This is a genomic window from Streptosporangium sp. DT93 (assembly GCF_049844535.1).
In the GTDB taxonomy this organism is placed as follows: domain Bacteria; phylum Actinomycetota; class Actinomycetes; order Streptosporangiales; family Streptosporangiaceae; genus Streptosporangium.
Window position 1 is genome coordinate 1 of record NZ_JBNCLF010000021.1, and the last position, 17,191, is coordinate 17,191.

Below are 17,191 nucleotides of genomic sequence, written 5' to 3' on the forward strand. Positions count from 1 at the left end.
CGCCACGTCCGAGTTCTACCAGCCACGACCAGCCCACTACCGGACCTCACGTAGATCCGAACCTCGAACAGCTCCTAAAGCTGCCTCTGACGTATCTCCTTGTTCTTCCTCTCAAAGCGGACGCACCCGGCGCGACATGAAGAACACGGCGCCGTCCAGCCCGGCAACGGTCCTTGCCGGGGACTGAACCGCTCGGCCGGTCAGCACACGTCCGCAGCTCGCTCGTGCGTGCGCGCCCATCGCGCCGGACCGTCAACGATCCCGAACGGTTCATCCGATCCCCGTCATCAGGGCGACGGCGGAGAGAGCCAGAGCACCGAGTCCGCCCACCACCCCCGCGATCCTGGGGTGACGATGGTCGGGCACCGTCCTCAGGTGGGCGCGTGCGGCGAGCACGAAGGCGATTCCCCCGGCCACGAACCACGGCCCCCACAGGTAGGTGTACCAGCGCAGGATCGGCAACGACTCCGAAGGGATCTCGACGAGACCGGCCTGGACGAGCAGACCCTGCACGATGAACTGCGCTCCGTGCCAGGCCAGCAGCACTCCCGCGCCCCACGCCATCAGCTGCAGGAGGCAGTTCATGCCGTGTCCCCACGGGCGGCGGCGTACCAGGGCCAGGCCCAGCAGCCCGCCGACGACCTTGAGCGCCCCGGTCACCCACAGCACCGCGAGCATGCCGGAGTCCTGCTGCCGCGCCAGCTCGACCAGCTGCGGTGAGATGGTGGACTCGACACCGGCCGTACCGCCCAGGGCCCAGTAGAAGCTCGGAACGGCGAACAGGAAACCCCACACCGCGGCGGCGTAACCGGGCCATGTGGCGCGCCGGCTCGCCTCGTCAAGACGTAGATTCACACCGACGATTGTGCCGAACGGCATCGGATCAGCCGGAAGCGGTACGGCGCAGGGCGAACAGGTCCGACGGGGAGATGGGCATCCTGTCGATCCCGATGCCCTCGGCGTCCTCGATCGCGGAGGCGATCACCGCCGAGACCGGGATCACCCCCGCCTCCCCCGCGCCCTTGATGCCCAGCGGGTTGAGCGGGGACGGGGTCTCCAGGTGGGCGGTCTCGACGAAGGGCACCTCGGTGGCGTACGGCATCAGGAAGTCCATGAACGAGGCGTTCAGCAACTGGCCGTGGTCGTCGTAGACCATCTTCTCGTACAGGGCGCCGCCGACGCCCTGGGCGACGCCGCCGTGGATCTGCCCCTCGACGATCATCGGGTTGATCAGTCTGCCGCAGTCGTGGACGACCGCGTAGCGCAGGATGCGGATCTCGGCGGTCAGCGGGTCGGTCTCGACGATGGCCGCGTGCATGCCGGAGGCGAACGTGGAGCGGATCGGCGAGTAGTAGTCGCGGCCCTCCAGGCCCGGCTCCTCCCCCTCGGCCACCGGCGGCCGGTCGAAGGACGACACGCCCGCGAACTGGGTGGCGCGGGCGGCCTCGGCGTCGAAGGCATAGCGCAGCGGGTTGGACAGCACCGCCACGGTCGCCAGCGGGATCGTCGCGCCCGGGGACCCGGCCACCCGCACCTCGCCGTCGACGATCTCCAGGTCGCGGGGGTCGGCCTCCAGCGCGTCGGCGGCGATCCGCAGCGCCTTCTCCCTGACCTTGCGGCAGGCCAGCGCGATCGCGTTGCCGCTCATCACCGCGGCCCGGGAGGCGAACGTGCCGACCGCGTACCCGAACCTGCGGGTGTCGCCGGTGACGACCGAGACGCGTTCCATCGGCACGCCCAGCTCGGTCGCGGCGATCTGCGCGAACACGGTCTCGTGGCCCTGGCCCTGGGAGGTGAGGCCGGTGGAGACGTGCACCCGGCCGTCGGAGGTGATCTGGACGTGGCCGCCCTCGTACGGGCCGACGCCGGTGCCCTCGACGTAGCAGCCGATGCCGATCCCGATGGTGCGGCCCTCGGCGGCGGCGCGGGCCTTGAGCTCGCCGAAGGCGTCCCAGCCGATGAGGTCCTTGAGCATCCGCAGCGACTCGGGGTAGTCGCCGCTGTCGTAGACGAGCGGGCGGCCGTCCTGGAAGATCATGCCCTGGTCGTAGGGGAACTCGTCGGGCTGGATGAAGTTGGCGGCGCGCACGTCGGTGCGGTCGGCACCCAGGTAGGCGGCGATGTGGTCCATGGTCCGCTCCATGCAGAAGACCGCCTGCGGGCGGCCCGCCCCCCGGTACGGGGTGACCTGCACGGTGTTGGTGTAGATCGAGGAGAACTCGACCCGGTAGGCGCCGATCCGGTACGGGCCCAGCAGCTGGGTGGCGGTGATGATCGGCACGATGATCCCGTACGGCGTGTAGGCGCCGTGGTCGTGCAGGATCTCCACGTCCAGGCCAAGGACGCGGCCCTCGTCGTCGAAGCCGACCCGGACGCTCTGCACCTGGGCGCGTTCGTGGGCCGAGGAGACGAAGTGCTCGCGCCGGTCCTCGGTCCACTTGACCTGGTGGCGAAGGGTGATCGCCGCCCACGGTACGAGCACCTCCTCCGGCCAGGGGTGCACGATCTTCACGCCGAAGCCGCCGCCCACGTCGGGGGCGATCACCTCGACCTTGGGCAGGGGCAGGCCGAGCTTGGCGGCGATGGCCATCCGGACGCTGGTGGAGGTCTGGGTGCTGGAGTGGACGCGCAGCGAGTGGTCGTCGGCGTCCCAGCGGGCGTGCACGCCGCGTCCCTCCAGCGGCATGGACGCGCTGCGCTCGATGTCGAGCCGGAAGGAGAGCGTGTGCGGGGCGGCGTCGATCGCCTCGCGCGCGCCGAGGCCGGTCGCCGAGGGCACCTCCTGCACCAGGTGGGCGCCGACGTTGCCGGGCACGTCGGCGTGGACGAGCAGCTCCGAGCGGGTCGCCTCCTCCACGCCGACCACCGGCGCGAGGACCTCGTAGTCGACCGCGATGAGCGCGCAGGCGTCCTCGGCGAGGTAGCGGTCGCGGGCGACGACCATCACGACGGGCTCGCCGACGTGCCTGACGATCTCGCGGGCCAGCGGGTACGCGGTGCGGCCGTGGGTCAGCGCCGGGTGCGGGATGAGCAGCGGGAGCGGCTCGGCGAGCGCGCCGGGCAGGTCCTCCCAGGTGTAGATCGCCACCAGCCCGTCGACGTCGAGGGCGGCCGAGACGTCGATGTCGCGGATCCGGGCGTGCGCGTGCGGGGAGCGGACGAAGGCCGCCTCCAGCGATCCGGCGCCGAGGTCGTCGACGTAGCGGCCCCGGCCGGTCAGCAGGCGGGGGTCCTCGCGCCTCTTGACCGGCTCGCCGAACAGTTTCGTGGTCACGACCGACGCACCCGCCCCTCGCTCTCCTCGGACGGCGAGGGCTTCCCGGACGCCGAGGGTTCCTCGGACGCCGAGGGCTTCCCGGACACCGAGGGTTTCCCGGACATCGAGGACTTCCCGGACGCCAAAGGCTTCCTGGACGCGGGGAACTCCCCGGACGCCAAGGGCTCTTCGGACGCCGAGGACTCCTCCGCCATGATCTCGGCGGCGCGGTGGACGGAGGCGACGATGTTCTGGTACCCCGTGCACCGGCAGAGGTTGCCCGAGACGCCCTCCACCACCTCCTCCCGCGTCGGCGCCGGGTTCTCCCGCAGCAGCGCGGTCACCGTGCACAGGAATCCCGGCGTGCAGAAGCCGCACTGCAGGCCGTGGCACTCGGCGAAGGCCCGCTGCACCGGCGAGAGCGTGCCGTCCGGCGCGGCGAGCCCCTCCACGGTGGTGATCTCGCGCCCGTCCACCGTGACGGCGAACGTCAGGCAGGAGCGGACGGGCTCGCCGTCCAGCAGCACCGTGCAGCAGCCGCAGACGCCGTGCTCGCAGCCGACGTGGGTGCCGGTCAGGCCCAGGTCGTGGCGCAGGCAGTCCGACAGCAGCCGCCGGGCCGGGACCGCGGTCTGGCGGACGGTCCCGTTGACGGTCAGCGTGATCTCATACATCCGCGCCTCCAGGCACCGGCGTCGAGAGGAGCGGCGTCGTCGCCGGATCGACGGCCGGCGTGATCTCATGCATCCGCGACCTCCCGGCCGGCGAGGCCTCACGCATCCGCGGCCTCCTTGACGACGTGACCTCATGCATTCGCGGCCTCCCTGGCGGCGTCCCGCAGTGCCCGCTCGGCGAGGACCCCGGCGAGGTGGCGCCGGTAGTCGGCGGTCGCGTGGATGTCGGCGTCGGGGTCGATGCCGTCCCGTACGGCGCGGGCCGCCGAGGCCCAGTCGGCCGAGTCGGGCGGCTTGCCGCCGAGGGCGTCGGTGACGTCGAGGAGGACCGGTACCGGGCCCAGGCTCACGCCCGCGACCGTGGCCGAGGCGATCCGGTGGTCGTCGTCGAGGACGACGAGCGCCGCGATCCCGGCCAGCGCGTAGTCGCCGTGCCTGCGGGCCAGCTCGTGGAAGGCGGTGCCCGAGCGCGGGGGCGGCGCCGGGAAGAACGCCGAGACGGCCAGCTCCCCCGGTTCGATCGCCGACTCCAGGGGGCCGGTGAAGAAGGCGCTCGCGGGGACGTCCCTGACGGCGCCGGGGCGGGCCAGCCGTACCGATCCGCCCAGGAGCCTCAGCACGGCGGGCAGCTCGGCGGCGGGGTCGGCGTGGGCCAGGCTGCCGACGACGGTGCCCCGGTTGCGGATCACCGGGTGGGCCACCAGGCGCAGTGCCCGGCGCAGCAGGGGCTGGGCGGCGGCGACGGGCGCGGAGCGCTCCACCCGGGCGTGCCTGGCCAGGGCGCCGACCCGGACGCCACCGGGCTCGGCGCCACCACCGGGACCGACGTCACCACCGGGGCCGACGTCACCACCGGGGCCGACGTCACCACCGGGCTCGGCGTCACCGCCCGGCTCGATGTCGACGGACGCCAGCTCGTCCAGCCGGTTGATGTCGACCAGGTGCGCGGGGGCGGCCAGCCGCATGTTCAGCAGCGGGATGAGGCTCTGCCCTCCGGCGAGCACCTTGCCCCCCTCCCCGGCGTCGGCGAGGACCTCCAGGGCCTCGCCGAGGGAGCGGGGGGCGTGGTATTCGAAGGGGGGTGGCTTCACCCGGTGACCTCTCGTGGTGGTTCGGACACCCTCGGATCGGCGCCGTCGCCGTGACCGCCGTCCCGGCCCGCGATGACCCGGAGCAGGTGGTAGCCGGCCACCACCACGATGGTGCCCAGGGCGATGCCCTCCAGCGAGAAGTCCGAGCCGATCATGTGCCTGACCGGGCCGATGGCGAGGATGATGCCCGCCCCGATGGGGACGAGGTTGACGGGGTCGGAGAAGTCGACCCGGTTCTCGACCCAGATCTTCGCGCCGAGCAGGCCGATCATGCCGTACAGGATGACGGTGATGCCGCCGAGCACGCCGCCGGGGGTGGCCGCGACCAGCGCGCCGAACTTGGGGCAGAGGCCGAACAGGATCGCGATGACCGCGGCGATGTAGTACGCGGCCGTGGAGTACACGCGGGTGGCGGCCATGACGCCGATGTTCTCGGCGTAGGTGGTGGTCGGCGAGCCGCCGAAGCCGCTGGCGAGGGCGGTGGCGGCGCCGTCGGCGACGATCGCCCGGCCCATGTACGGGTCGACGTCGGTGCGGGTCATCTCGCCGACGGCCTTGACGTGGCCGACGTTCTCGGCGACCAGCGCGATCACGGCCGGCAGGACCAGCAGCACGGCGGAGAAGCGGACGTCGGGGAAGTGCATGTCCGGCAGGCCGATCCAGTCGGCCGAGGCCACCGCGTCGAAGCTGACCCGCGGGTGGGTGTCGACCGCGCCGGTGCCCGCGTTGAAGGCGGTGATGTTCCCGAAGAGCCGGTCGGCCACCCAGGAGAGCAGGAAGCCGGCGACCAGGCCGAGCAGGATGCCGATCCTGCCGACGAAGCCCTTGAAGGCCACGATGAGGACGAACGTCACGACCATCGTGATCAGCGCGATCCACTGGTCCTGCGGCCAGTAGACGTCGGCGACCACGTACGCCAGGCCGAAGCCGATCAGCATGACGACGGCGCCGGTGACCACGGGCGGGAAGACCCTGTTGATCACCTGTACGCCCAGGACGTGCACGGCCAGGCCGACCAGCGCGACGACCAGGCCGACGACCAGGATGGCGCCGGTGACGATCGCGTCGGCGGCGGGGGTGTCCCCGCCGAAGAGCCCCCGGATGGCGAGCACCCCGCCCACGAAGGAGGCGCTGGTCCCCAGGTAGCTGGGGACCCTCCCCTTCACGATGAGCAGGAACATGATCGTTCCGATGCCGGAGAACATGATCGCGACGTTGGGGTCGAGCCCCATCACCAGGGGGAACACGAACGTGGCGCCGAACATCGCGACGACGTGCTGCGCCCCGAAGCCCACCATCCGCGGCCACGACAGCCGCTCGGAGGGGCCGACCACCTCGCCCGGGGCGAGCGTCCTGCCGTCGCCGTGCCTGGTCCACCTTGGAAGCATCGAGCCCCACCTTTCACCGGGCCACCGGCCGGTGTCCACCCCCGCGGGCGTCCTCCGGCGATCCCTCACAACCGTTGCGGGCACATTAGGAAAGACGTCATACCCGGACACCGTCATGATCTGCCAAATCTGGGCGGCGGACCAGTGAACGGCTCGCGCACATCCACCGTGACGACCGGTGAGAGGGAGGGGTCAGCCTCCCGCGCCGACGACCCGGATCTCGAAGCCGTCGCCGCTGACCACCTGGCCGCCGCGGATCTTGCAGGTCTTGCGGAGCTCCACCTCGCCGTCCACCAGCACGTTGCCGTCGGCGATGAAGTGCTTGGCCTGGCCGCCGGTGTCGGTGACGCCGGTGTACTTCAGCAGGTCGCACAGCGGGATGTACTCGGTTTCCAGGGCGAAGGTCTCGTTCACGGCGACCAGCTTAGATCCCGCGCGTCCGCAGGACGTGCAGCGCCGGCGTGGGGTCCCGCCCCGGCCCCGTGGAACGCGCCGCACCGCGACGGGACCCGGCTCGGATGCCGTGTCGCACCGGCGTGGGGCCCGGTTCAGATGCCGCGCATCCGCAGGACGTGCAGCGCCAGCGTGAGGTTCAGCCGCAGGTGGGCGTCCTCGGTGAATCCGCCGAGCATGCGTTCCAGCTTGCCGATCCGGTAGCGCAGCGTGTTGTAGTGGAAGTGCAGCCTGCGCGCGGTCTCGGCCACGTTCAGGTTGGTCTCCAGCAGCACCTGGAGGGTGCGGCGCAGGTCGGAGTTCTCGGCGTCGTCGTCGGAGGCGAGCGGCCCGAGGGTCTCGCGGACGAAGGCGTGCAGCTCGGCGGTGTCGCTGACCAGGGAGAGCAGCCGGTAGACGCCGAGCTGGTCGAAGTGCGCGACCGCGCCGGGCCCGTGGAGCTGGCGTCCCACCCGCGCCGCCTTGAGCGCCTGCCCGTACGCGTCCGGCAGCGCCTCGGCCCCGACGGCGGTGCGGCTGGCGCCGGTGGAGAAGGTGGCGGGCAGGGACTCGGCGAAGGCGGTGGCGGCGTCCTTGGCCAGGCGGCCCGCGTCGACGCCCGCGTCCACGATGGTGACCACCTCGTGCGAGAAGCCCGCCACGGCGCCGCGCACGTCGTGGCGGCGCATCGCCCCGGTCCAGCAGCTCACCAGGCGGTCCTGGGCGACGCGCTCGTCGCCCTCGGGGTCGAGCTCGGCCACCAGGACGGTGACCGGGCGCTGCAGGTCCCAGCCGAAGGCCCTGGCGCGGGAGGCGATCCGCTCGGAGCCGCCCGCCCTGCCGGTGAGCACGTCGCGCAGGAAGTCGGCGCGGTACTTGCTCTCGACGGCGTTGACCGCCTCCTGACGGGTCACGACCAGCGCGGCGACCGTGGCGGCACGTTCCAGAATGCCGACGTCGCTGTCGGCGATCGACCCGACAGGGCCACAGGCGACGATCCGGCCGTGGTGGTGCCCGCCCGCCACCACCGGCACGGAGGTGTGGCGTCCCTCGGGGGCGGCGCGGAGCACGGCCACGTGCTCGGCGGGCCCGGCCGCGGCCAGCACGTGACCCGTCCCGTCGAGGACGGCCACGGCCACGTCCAGCAGCCCGGCCACCTCGGCGGTGACCTCGCGCAGCCCGCCTCCGGCGAGCACCACCTGCACCAGTGCCCGGTGGGCCTCCTCGGCCCTGGCCAGGGCGGCGGCCTGGCGGTTGAGGATGTCGGTGAGGACCTGGTTGAGGATGTCGTCGAAGCCGACGTCGTCGGGGAGCTGGATCAGCGGGAAGCCGAGCCGGTCGGCCTGCTCGACCATCTCCTCGGGCAGTTCGTCGAGGTATCGGCCGAGCTTGACGGCCAGCGCGGCCAGGCCCCGTTCGTCCAGGTCGGCCACCAGGCGGCCGAGCGACTGGGGGGTGTTGCGCAGCGGGTATCCGGTGGTGAGCAGCAGTTCGTGCGGCTTGACCCAGGCGAGGACGTCGGGGACCTCCATCACGTTGAGCCGCTGCACGACGCGGTCCAGTCCCCCCTCCCCCGCGATCAGCCGGGCGCCCGCCAGCGTCGACACCCCGAGGACCTCGCGGACGGCGACGCCGTGAATGATCGTTCCGGTACTCGCCGGCCGCACGGGAGGTTCCATGAGGTGATTGTGACTGATGGATGGGTCTGTCAGGAAGAGCCAACCTTTGGGCGGACTGTTGTCATCTTTCTCCGTACGGCCACCCCTACGCCCGCTCTACGGTCGGCTTCAATGGATGGGGGAGTCCGTGACCGAGCGAGCCGCTGGGAGTACCTCCATGTCCGCGGGGCCGGCGAGGGAGCGCTCATGACCGTTGGAACGCGTCACAGGGCTCAGCGCCCGCCGATCCGCACGCACGGGACCGGCGCGGCCAGCACGGCGCTGCGCCGGATGCTGGAGGCGCCCCGCAGCCCGGCGCGGGTGCTGGCGGCCTTCCCCTACGGCGTCTACCTTGAGGTACGCACCGCGCTGGAACCGCAGGTCATCGCGGTGGTGACCGGACAGGCCACCCGCCTGCCCAACGCCATGGTGGTGAACGAGCCGATGCCACGGGTCTCGGTGGGCGACGAGGCGTGCGTCGGCGACGGCTCGATCGACCTGGGACGGCTGAGCCTGCGGGCGCACCGCTGGTGGGACCCGGCCCCGCCGCTCGGCCCCGTGCCGGTGGAGAGGCTGGCGCGCTCGCTGCCGGCGCTCACCGAACTGTGCGCGCGCTCGGACAGGCGTCCCGGCCTGGAGGGCAACGGCGCGGCCGGGCTGCTCGCGCAGGGGTGCGCCGAGGGCTCGCTGCTGAAGAGCGTGATGGCCGCCGAGCAACTGGTCGGCCTGGGACCCGGCCTCACCCCGAGCGGGGACGACGTGCTCGCCGGGCTGCTGGTCGCGCTGCGCCACCTGGGCGGGGCTGCGGGGGCGGCGCGGGCCGTGTGGCTGGCCGACTGGCTGGCCGCCGCGGTCACCTTCGACGTGCGCGGCAGGACCACCCCCATCTCGGCGTCGCTGCTGCACTGCGCCGCCCGGGGCGAGGCCAGCGGCGAGGTGCTGGCCGTACTGCGGGGCCTGGCGGGACGGCAGTCCCTGGAGCCCGCCCTGCAGCGGCTGCTCCGGCTGGGGCACACCTCCGGGGCGGACCTGGCGTGGGGGCTGGGCATCGGCCTCGCGGCGGTGATCGATCTGGAAGGCGGGGGCGGTTGAGCATCGATGTGGTCCGGGTACGGACGGGCGTCTACCACGATTCGGTGAGCCTGATGCGCGTCAGCCGGGCGGCGGCGGCCCTGCCGGGGGTGGAGGTCGCCGTGGTGGCCATGGCCACCGAGCTCAACCTGGGCATCGCCGCCGAACTGGGGTTCGCCACGCCCGGCGACGACTCCACCGGCACCGACGGTCCTGGAGGCCCGACCGGCCCGGCCGGCCGGGCCGGTCCCGGCGACCTGCTGATCGCGCTGCGCGGCGAGGCGGACGCCCTGGAGGCCGCCGCCGCCGAGCTGGACGGGATGCTGGACGGGCTCTCCGTCCCGGCCGCCGGCGGGGCGGGCACCGAGCACCCGCCGCGTACGGTCCGGTCCGCGACCAGGACGGCGAGCGGGCGCGCCGCCACCCTGGCGCTGGTCTCGGTGCCGGGCCCGCACGCGTTCGCCGAGGCGCTGGACGCGGTCGAGGCCGGCCTGTCCGTGATGATCTTCAGTGACAACGTGCCGGTCGCCCAGGAGGTGCTGCTCAAGCGGCGGGCCGCCGAGCGCGGCGTGCTGGTCATGGGCCCCGACTGCGGTACCGCGGTGATCGGCGGGGCCGGTCTCGGCTTCGCGAACGTGCTGCGGCCGGGCCCGGTCGGGGTGGTGGCCGCCTCCGGGACGGGCGCGCAGCAGGTGACCTGCCTGCTCGACATCGCGGGCGTGGGCGTCTCGCACGTGCTGGGCGTGGGGGGACGCGACCTGTCGGCGGAGGTGGGCGGCCTGTCCACGCTGCGCGCCCTGGAGGCGCTGGACGCCGACCCCGCGACCGAGCTGATCGTGCTGATCTCCAAGCCTCCCGCCCCCGAGGTGGCGCGGATCGTCGGCGAGGCGGTCGCCCGGCTCCGCACGCCCGTGGTGAACGCCCTGCTCGGCTCCGCGGGGCCGGATCGGGCCGACCTGACCTCGGCGGCCGAGGCCGCGCTGCGCACCCTGGGGGTCCCGGTCCCCACCTGGCCCCACTGGCCCGCACCCTTCCCCCCCGTGGCCTCTCCGGCGTCCGCGTCTTCGGCTCCGCCCGTGTCCTCGTCCCCATCCGTATCTCCGCCTCCGCCCGTTTCCCCGTCCCCGTCCCCGTCCCCGTCCCCGTCCCCCTCCTCGTCCCCGTCCCCGTCCCCGTCCCCCTCCTCGTCCCCGGCCCCGTCCCCGTCCCCGTCCCCGTTCACGGACGGCGGCTCGGGAACCACGGGCCTGTCCGGTGACGGTGGTGCGGGGATCGCGGCACTGTCCGGTGACGGTGACGCGGGCGGGCTGTGGGGGATCTACTCGGGCGGGACGCTGTGCGTGGAGGCCCGGCTGATCGCCGGGACCGGGGAGTTCACCGACTTCGGCGACGACGCCTACACGGCCGGCCGGGCGCACCCGATGATCGACCCCGCGCTCCGACTGGAGGCCCTGGCCGGGGTGCCGGAAGGTGGCGTGGTCCTGCTCGACGTGGTCCTCGGTCACGGCGCCGACCCCGACCCCTCCGGCCGGCTGGCGCCCGCGGTCGCCGAGGCCGTCGCCCGCGGCGTCGCCGTGGTCGTCGCGCTGGTCGGCTCCGAGGGCGACCCCCAGGGGCTCAACGCCCAGGCCGAGGCGCTGAACGCGGCGGGCGCCGCGGTGTTCACCTCCAACGCCCGCGCCGCCGCGCACGCCGCACGACTCGCGGGCGCCACCGGGACCACCGGGACCACAGACTCCACCGCCTCCGCCGACCCCGCGGATGTCGCAGCCGCCCCCGCCCCCGCCGATGACGCCGCCGCCCCCGCGGACGCCGTCGGTGACGTCGGTGCCACCGACGCCACCGACGCCACCGACGCCACTGCCGATGCCGACGCCGCCACCCGTTCAGGAGGCCGCCCATGACACTGTCCATGCTCTCCGGCGAGCCCGAGGTGATCGCGGTGGGGACGGGCCTGCTCGGCGAGGCCCTCGACGCGCAGGCCGTCCCCCTCACCCGGGTGGACTGGCGCCCGCCGATGCCCGGCACCGAGGCCGACCTGGCCCGGGTGCTGGCCGACCCGCGCAGGGAGCGCGCCAACGCCACGGCCGTGGGCCGCCTGGTCTCGGCCCGCCCGCAGCTCGTCGGTGTGCGGCCCGCCCGCGAGGTGCTCGACCTGCCCGAGGGGACGTTCCTGCACGCCGGGCCGCCGATCGAGTGGGGACGCGCCTCGGGTCCGCTGCGTGGCGCGCTGATCGGGGCCATGCTCCTGGAGGGGCTGGCCTCCGACGCCGAGGAGGCCGCGGAACGGCTGGCCGCCGGGCGGGCGCGGCTGGAACCCTGCCACCACCACCGCACCGTCGGGCCGATGGCGGGCGTGGTCACGCCGTCGATGTGGATGTTCGAGGTACGCGACGCCGAGCACGGCGGCACCTCCTACTGCTCGCTCAACGAGGGCCTGGGCAAGGTGCTGCGCTACGGCGCGTACGGCCCCGAGGTGCTGGAGCGGCTGCGCTGGATGGGCGAGGTGCTCGGCCCGGTGCTGCGGGCGACCCTGGAGCGGAGCGGCCCGCTGGACCTGCGGTCGCTGACCGCGCAGGCCCTGCAGATGGGTGACGAGCTGCACAACCGCAACCGCGCCGCCACCTCGCTGCTGGTGCGCGAGCTGGCCCCCGAGGTCGTGGAGGTCGCTTCCGGCCGCGCCGCCGAGGTGCTGCGGTTCATCAACGGCAACGACCACTTCTTCCTCAACGCGGGCATGGCCGCCTGCAAGGTCGCCGCTGACGCCGCCAGGGACGTCCCCGGCTCCACGATGGTCGTCGCGATGGCCCGCAACGGCACCGACTTCGGGGTGCAGGTCTCCGGGCTGGGGGATCGCTGGTTCACCGGTCCCGCGGGCGTGCCGGACGGCCTCTACCTCGGCGCGTACGGGCCGGACGACGCCAACCCCGACATCGGCGACTCCACCATCACCGAGACGGCGGGGCTGGGCGGTTTCGCGATGGCCGCGGCCCCGGCGATCGTCCGGTTCGTCGGCGGCGACGTGGCGGACGCGACCGCCGCCACCCGGTCCATGTACGAGATCACCCTGGCCGAGCATCCGGCGTACCAGATCCCGGGGCTGGACTTCCGGGGCACGCCGGTCGGCGTGGACGTCACGCTGGTCGCCAGGACGGGACTGCTGCCCACCGTGAACACCGGCATCGCCGGTCGGGTGGCGGGGACCGGCCAGGTCGGCGCGGGACTGGTCAGCCCACCGGCCTCGGCCTTCACCGCGGCACTGTCCGCGCTGGCCCGCGCGGCCGACTCCGGAGACGGACCGGCCTGACGTCCCTGCCGGGCAAGGGCCGGCCTGTCGTCCCGTCCGGGAACGGGCCGGCCTTTCGGGAACGGGCCGGCCTGCCACCCCTTCCGGGCGAGGACCGGCCTGTCGTCCCGCCCGGGGACGTACCGGGTCGACGGCCCCCGCGGACCGGGCGAGGCCGACAACGCTCGCGTCCGCCGGGGGCGTGCGGCGACGTCGGCGGGGGCTCACGCTCGGCGACGGGTTAACACCCGTCCCTGACAAATGTCACGAAGCGCTCATCTCCATGTCAAACTTCCATAACGGAATATCATCCCGCTATCGTGTCGATCCTCACGAAAAGCTGGGTTATGGGGGACGGGGTACTATGACCGATCGCTTACTCGGCAGATCCCCCCACGGGCCCGAGAGCGGCGGCTCCGCCGGAGCGGTACCGGAGGGCCAGGGCAGGCTGGTGGGCAAGCGCTACCGCCTGGTGTCGCCGGTGGGCCGTGGCGGGATGGGCATGGTGTGGCACGCGCACGACGTGCTGCTCGACCGGGACGTCGCGGTCAAGGAACTGATCCTCCCCTTCGGGCTGGACCACGCCGGCACGCAGGGGGCCCACCGGCGGATGCTCCGCGAGGCCCGTTCGGCGGCCCGGCTCAGCCACCCCGGCATCGTCACCGTGCACGACGTCGTCGAGGAGGACGGCCGCCCCTGGATCGTGATGGAGCTGGTCCGCGCCTGGTCGCTGGAGCAGGCCGTACGGCAGAGCGGGCCGCTGCCGGTGATCCAGGCCGCCGAGATCGGCGTACGGGTACTCGACGCGCTCCGCCACGCCCACGCGGCCGGGATCATGCACCGCGACGTCAAGCCGGGCAACGTGCTGCTGACCTCCGACCGGGTGGTGCTCACCGACTTCGGCATCGCCGCGATCGAGGGCGACGTCGCCATCACCCAGACCGGCCTGATGATGGGATCGCCCGCGTACGTGCCGCCGGAGAGGCTGTCCGGGCTGCCGATCACGCAGGCCTCGGACCTGTGGTCCTTCGGCGCCACGCTGTACGCGGCCGTCGAGGGCAGGCCCCCCTACGAGGGGCCGGACGCGATGGCGGTGCTCGGCGCGATCCTCACCCAGGAGCCCGCCCGCCCCTCACGGGCCGGTGCCCTGATCACCGTCATCGAGGGCCTGCTCCGCAAGGACCCCGCCGAGCGGATGACCGCCGCGCAGGTGGCCGAGCTGCTGGAGGTGGTGCTGCGCAGCCACGGCTCCGGCACCACGCTCGCGCCCAGCGTCGCACCCTCGTCGCCCTCGTCGATGCCGATGCCCGGCGACTCCATGCCGATGCACCTGATGCCCCCGCTGGACGTTCCGCCGGGGCCGATGCCGTCCCGGATCATCGAGACGCCCTCCGGCCCGATCCGGGTGCCGTACGAGCAGAACGTCGTCTCCTTCGAGCCGCGCTCCTCCTCCCGCGACGCGCTCGCAGGACAGGTGGGGTCGGTGGGCACCGAACCGCTCTCCTTCCCCGGCGCGTCGCGGGCCTCCCGGTCCGCCGTCCCCCGGCCGGGCGAGACGACGTCCGAGACGTTCACCGGCATGTCCGGAGGGCACCTGCGCGGCTACGACGCGCTGCGCGCCCCGGCGACCGGGCTGGGCGGCGCCCCGTCCGCCGCGCCGGTGGAGCTGCCGAACGATCCGTTCCTCAGCTCGTCCCCCTTCTCGGGCGACCCGTTCACCGCGTCGCCCGTGTTCCCCGGCGACCTGCTCGGCGGCTCGTCCGCCGCCGCGTCGCGCGGTTCCGGGGGCGGGCCAGGACCGGCCTCGCCGGCCCGCGAGGCGTCGCGGCGGTCCGCCCGGGCGACGGCGGGGAGCGCTCTGCGCGAGCGGCCGTCACGGTCGTCACGTGAGGCGCGGGAGACGCGGGAGCCCTCGCCGTTCCGGGCCGGTACCCGCGCGAGCGGACGGCCCGACCTGCGCCTGCTGATGCTCGGCGTGGGCGGCGTGCTGGCCATCGTGGTCGCCGGGCTGCTGGTCTTCCTGCCCGACGGCGGCTCCGGCACCGCGGGCACGGAGGCCGTCACGGCCGCCTCGGCCCCGGCCGTCTCCGCCGCCCCCCTGCGGGCCGCCGCGGAGGTGCCCGACGGTTTCGCGCGGCTGAGCGCGGGAGGCGTCTCCGGGGCCGTGCCCGGGAACTGGACGGTCAAGACGGGCGGGGACGGAGCGGTCGTCTTCTCCGGGCCCAAACGCGGCGGGCAGAACGTCGTCGTCGTCCCGGCGCCGGTCGCCGACCCGGTGACCGCGCTCGGCCGGGCCAGCAGGAAGGACCTCGACGAGTACACCGAGGTCGGCGTGACGGCGGTCGGCTACCGCGGCTGGAAGGCCGCCGACTGGGAGTACACCTACGTCCGGTCCGACGGCGTCCCCATGCACGGGCTGACCCGCTACGTCGCCGTGGACGACCGGAGCGCGTACCAGATCACGTTCAGGGCGCAGGACCTCGGGTGGGAGCGGAGCGTGGAGTCCATGGAGACCTTCCTCGCCACCTTCACCCCGTCCGGCTGACGCCCCGCGCCCCGTCCGGCCGACGCCTCGGGAATCCCCGTCCGGCCGACGCCTCGGGAACCTCACGCGCCCGCGCCCCGGGGCCGCCCGCGACTCCGGGGGGGCGGTCTCCGAAGCCCTGTGAATCCGGCCGATCACCGTCCCGGCCCCCTCGCGGAACCGGCCGGCCGCCCCGGAGCCGCTCGTGACGTGTTCACCGTTGGTGGAGCGATCACGAGTAATGACACACTTCACTCGTGACAACGAAAGCCACGGACGACCACATATCACCCGATGAGGGCACGCGGGCCGCCTCCGTGCAGCGGCGGACGCTCGCGGTGCTCTCCACCGGTCAGATCAGCGGCGGGATCGGCGTCGCCGTGGGGGCCACGTTCAGCTCGGTGACCGTGGAGCAGCTCTCCGGTTCCACGGCGCTGAGCGGGCTGGCCGGGACCGCGACCGTGCTGGGCGCCGCGCTGCTGGCGATCCCCACCGCCAGGTCGTCCGGGCGCGGAGGGCGCCGGGCCGGGCTCACCCTGGCCTACGGGTGCGCCCTGCTGGGCTGCCTGGTCTCGCTGCTCGCCGTGACCGTGCGCTCGTGGCCGCTGCTGCTGGCCGGGCTGGTGCTGTTCGGCGCGGCGAGCGCGGGCAACCTGTCCTCGCGCTACGCCGCGACCGACCTGTCCCCGCCGGGGCACTCGGCCCGGCACCTGTCGCTGGTGGTCTGGGCCACCACCGTCGGAGCGGTCACCGGCCCGAACCTCGCCGAACCGGCCGAGCGGTTCGGCGTCGGACTCGGCCTGGCCCCGGCCAGCGGGCCGTTCGTCCTCGCGCTGCTGAGCTTCGCGATCGCCCTGGCCGTCGTCCTCGCCGGGCTGCGCCCCGACCCGCTGCTCCTGGCCCGCTCGCTGGCCGGCCCGCCGCCGGGCACCACGGTGCCGGAGCCGGCCCGCTCCGCGACCCCGCCGACCGGCACCGCCGTCTCCCCTGCGTCCGGCGCCCCCGCTCCGGCGACGGCGCCCGCCGCGACGGACGCGCCCCTCTCACCGGCACCGGCGGACCGGGCGGCGGGCACGTTCCGCACGGGATGGCGGGTGCTGCGCGGGACGCCCCTCGCCGGTCGCGCGATGACCGCGATCGCGGTCGGCCACACCGCGATGGTCGCGGTCATGTCCCTGACCCCGGTCCACCTCGACCACGGCGGCGCGACGTACACGGTCATCGGCATCGTGATCAGCCTGCACATCGCCGGGATGTACGTGTTCTCCCCCGTGATCGGCTGGCTGGCCGACCGGGCCGGGCGGGTGCCGGTGCTGGTCCTGGGCATGGGCCTGCTGCTGGCCGCCGTCGTCCTGGCGGGCGGTGCCGGCGCGCACGACGTCGGCCGGGTGACCGCCGGGCTGTTCCTGCTCGGCGTCGGCTGGTCCTGCTCGCTGATCGCCGGTTCGGCGATGCTGAGCGAGGCGGTGCCGCTGGAGCGGCGCACGGCCGTGCAGGGGATGTCCGACCTGGTGATGAACGCCTGCGGCGCGACCGGCACCGTGCTGGCCGGGGTGATCGTCGGCGGCCTCTCGTACGGGGCGCTCTGCGCCGCCACCGGCGTCCTGGTGACGGTCACCGGTCTCTGGCTGGTCCTGACCCTGTTCCGCGAAGGTCGCCGAGGTGACCTTCGCCGGTCCTGACCTGGTCCGTGACGTCGTCCACCGCGCCGGCACCGGCGGTTTCGGCACCCGGCCCCCACGTCCGGGGCGGCCCACGACCTTCGGCCCGCCCGAGCACCGCGAGATCGAGAAGGCCGCCACATCGGGGCC

At 73.9% G+C, this 17,191-nt stretch carries 11 protein-coding genes and 1 pseudogene; 5 read left to right on the top strand and 7 right to left on the bottom strand.

Going from position 1 to position 17,191, the window contains the following annotated elements:
* Nucleotides 1–270: 270 nt before the first annotated feature.
* The 7 genes and pseudogenes from ACLQ2R_RS32775 to ACLQ2R_RS32805 all read right to left on the bottom strand — a co-directional run bounded on the left by ACLQ2R_RS32775 (nt 271) and on the right by ACLQ2R_RS32805 (nt 8,520).
* Nucleotides 271–855 (bottom strand): DUF3995 domain-containing protein, encoded by a 585-nt coding sequence (locus tag ACLQ2R_RS32775; protein ID WP_425965199.1) that lies wholly within the window; start codon nt 853–855, stop codon nt 271–273.
* 28 nt (nt 856–883) lie between these two features.
* Nucleotides 884–3,274 carry an aerobic carbon-monoxide dehydrogenase large subunit gene (gene cutA, locus ACLQ2R_RS32780; RefSeq protein ID WP_425965201.1) on the bottom strand — a complete coding sequence of 797 codons (2,391 nt, stop codon included), beginning with the start codon at nt 3,272–3,274 and terminating at the stop codon, nt 884–886.
* 182 nt (nt 3,275–3,456) lie between these two features.
* A pseudogene (locus ACLQ2R_RS32785) lies at nt 3,457–3,930 on the bottom strand ((2Fe-2S)-binding protein); the annotation flags it as partial.
* Nucleotides 3,931–4,061: 131 nt separating this feature from the next.
* Nucleotides 4,062–5,021 (bottom strand): FAD binding domain-containing protein, encoded by a 960-nt coding sequence (locus tag ACLQ2R_RS32790; protein WP_425965202.1) that lies wholly within the window; start codon nt 5,019–5,021, stop codon nt 4,062–4,064.
* A complete protein-coding gene (locus ACLQ2R_RS32795) occupies nt 5,018–6,409 on the bottom strand; it encodes a uracil-xanthine permease family protein (protein WP_425965204.1) in 1,392 nt (463 codons plus the stop codon). Before ACLQ2R_RS32795 ends, ACLQ2R_RS32790 begins: the two co-directional genes overlap by 4 nt.
* Before the next feature lie 192 nt (nt 6,410–6,601).
* A complete protein-coding gene (locus tag ACLQ2R_RS32800) occupies nt 6,602–6,823 on the bottom strand; it encodes an RNA-binding S4 domain-containing protein (RefSeq protein ID WP_425965206.1) in 222 nt (73 codons plus the stop codon).
* A 134-nt stretch (nt 6,824–6,957) separates the two neighbouring features.
* A complete protein-coding gene (locus tag ACLQ2R_RS32805; protein ID WP_425965207.1) occupies nt 6,958–8,520 on the bottom strand; it encodes a PucR family transcriptional regulator in 1,563 nt (520 codons plus the stop codon).
* Nucleotides 8,521–8,706: 186 nt separating this feature from the next.
* Here ACLQ2R_RS32805 and ACLQ2R_RS32810 point away from each other — a divergent pair, with 186 nt between their 5' ends.
* From ACLQ2R_RS32810 to ACLQ2R_RS32830, 5 genes are all read left to right on the top strand, one after another.
* Entirely contained in the window at nt 8,707–9,591 is an 885-nt protein-coding gene (locus tag ACLQ2R_RS32810; RefSeq protein ID WP_425965209.1) for a DUF2877 domain-containing protein, read from the top strand.
* Nucleotides 9,588–11,474, top strand: a complete 1,887-nt coding sequence (locus ACLQ2R_RS32815) for an FdrA family protein (RefSeq protein WP_425965211.1) — start codon at nt 9,588–9,590, stop codon at nt 11,472–11,474. The genes ACLQ2R_RS32810 and ACLQ2R_RS32815 overlap by 4 nt, the downstream gene beginning before the upstream one ends.
* On the top strand, nt 11,471–12,877 hold the full coding sequence (locus ACLQ2R_RS32820; RefSeq protein ID WP_425965213.1) for a DUF1116 domain-containing protein: 1,407 nt from the start codon (nt 11,471–11,473) through the stop codon (nt 12,875–12,877). The genes ACLQ2R_RS32815 and ACLQ2R_RS32820 overlap by 4 nt, the downstream gene beginning before the upstream one ends.
* Nucleotides 12,878–13,220: 343 nt before the next feature.
* Entirely contained in the window at nt 13,221–15,401 is a 2,181-nt protein-coding gene (locus tag ACLQ2R_RS32825; protein ID WP_425965215.1) for a serine/threonine-protein kinase, read from the top strand.
* Between the two features lie 236 nt (nt 15,402–15,637).
* Entirely contained in the window at nt 15,638–17,062 is a 1,425-nt protein-coding gene (locus ACLQ2R_RS32830; RefSeq protein ID WP_425965217.1) for an MFS transporter, read from the top strand.
* The last annotated feature ends 129 nt before the right edge of the window (nt 17,063–17,191 follow it).

Bases quoted from the DNA above. Each gene is read 5' to 3' on its own strand.
- ACLQ2R_RS32810 (WP_425965209.1), top strand. From the start codon at position 8,707: ATGACCGTTGGAACGCGTCACAGGGCTCAGCGCCCGCCGATCCGCACG.
- ACLQ2R_RS32795 (WP_425965204.1), bottom strand. From the start codon at position 6,409: ATGCTTCCAAGGTGGACCAGGCACGGCGACGGCAGGACGCTCGCCCCG.
- ACLQ2R_RS32805 (WP_425965207.1), bottom strand. From the start codon at position 8,520: ATGGAACCTCCCGTGCGGCCGGCGAGTACCGGAACGATCATTCACGGC.
- ACLQ2R_RS32820 (WP_425965213.1), top strand. From the start codon at position 11,471: ATGACACTGTCCATGCTCTCCGGCGAGCCCGAGGTGATCGCGGTGGGG.
- ACLQ2R_RS32825 (WP_425965215.1), top strand. From the start codon at position 13,221: ATGACCGATCGCTTACTCGGCAGATCCCCCCACGGGCCCGAGAGCGGC.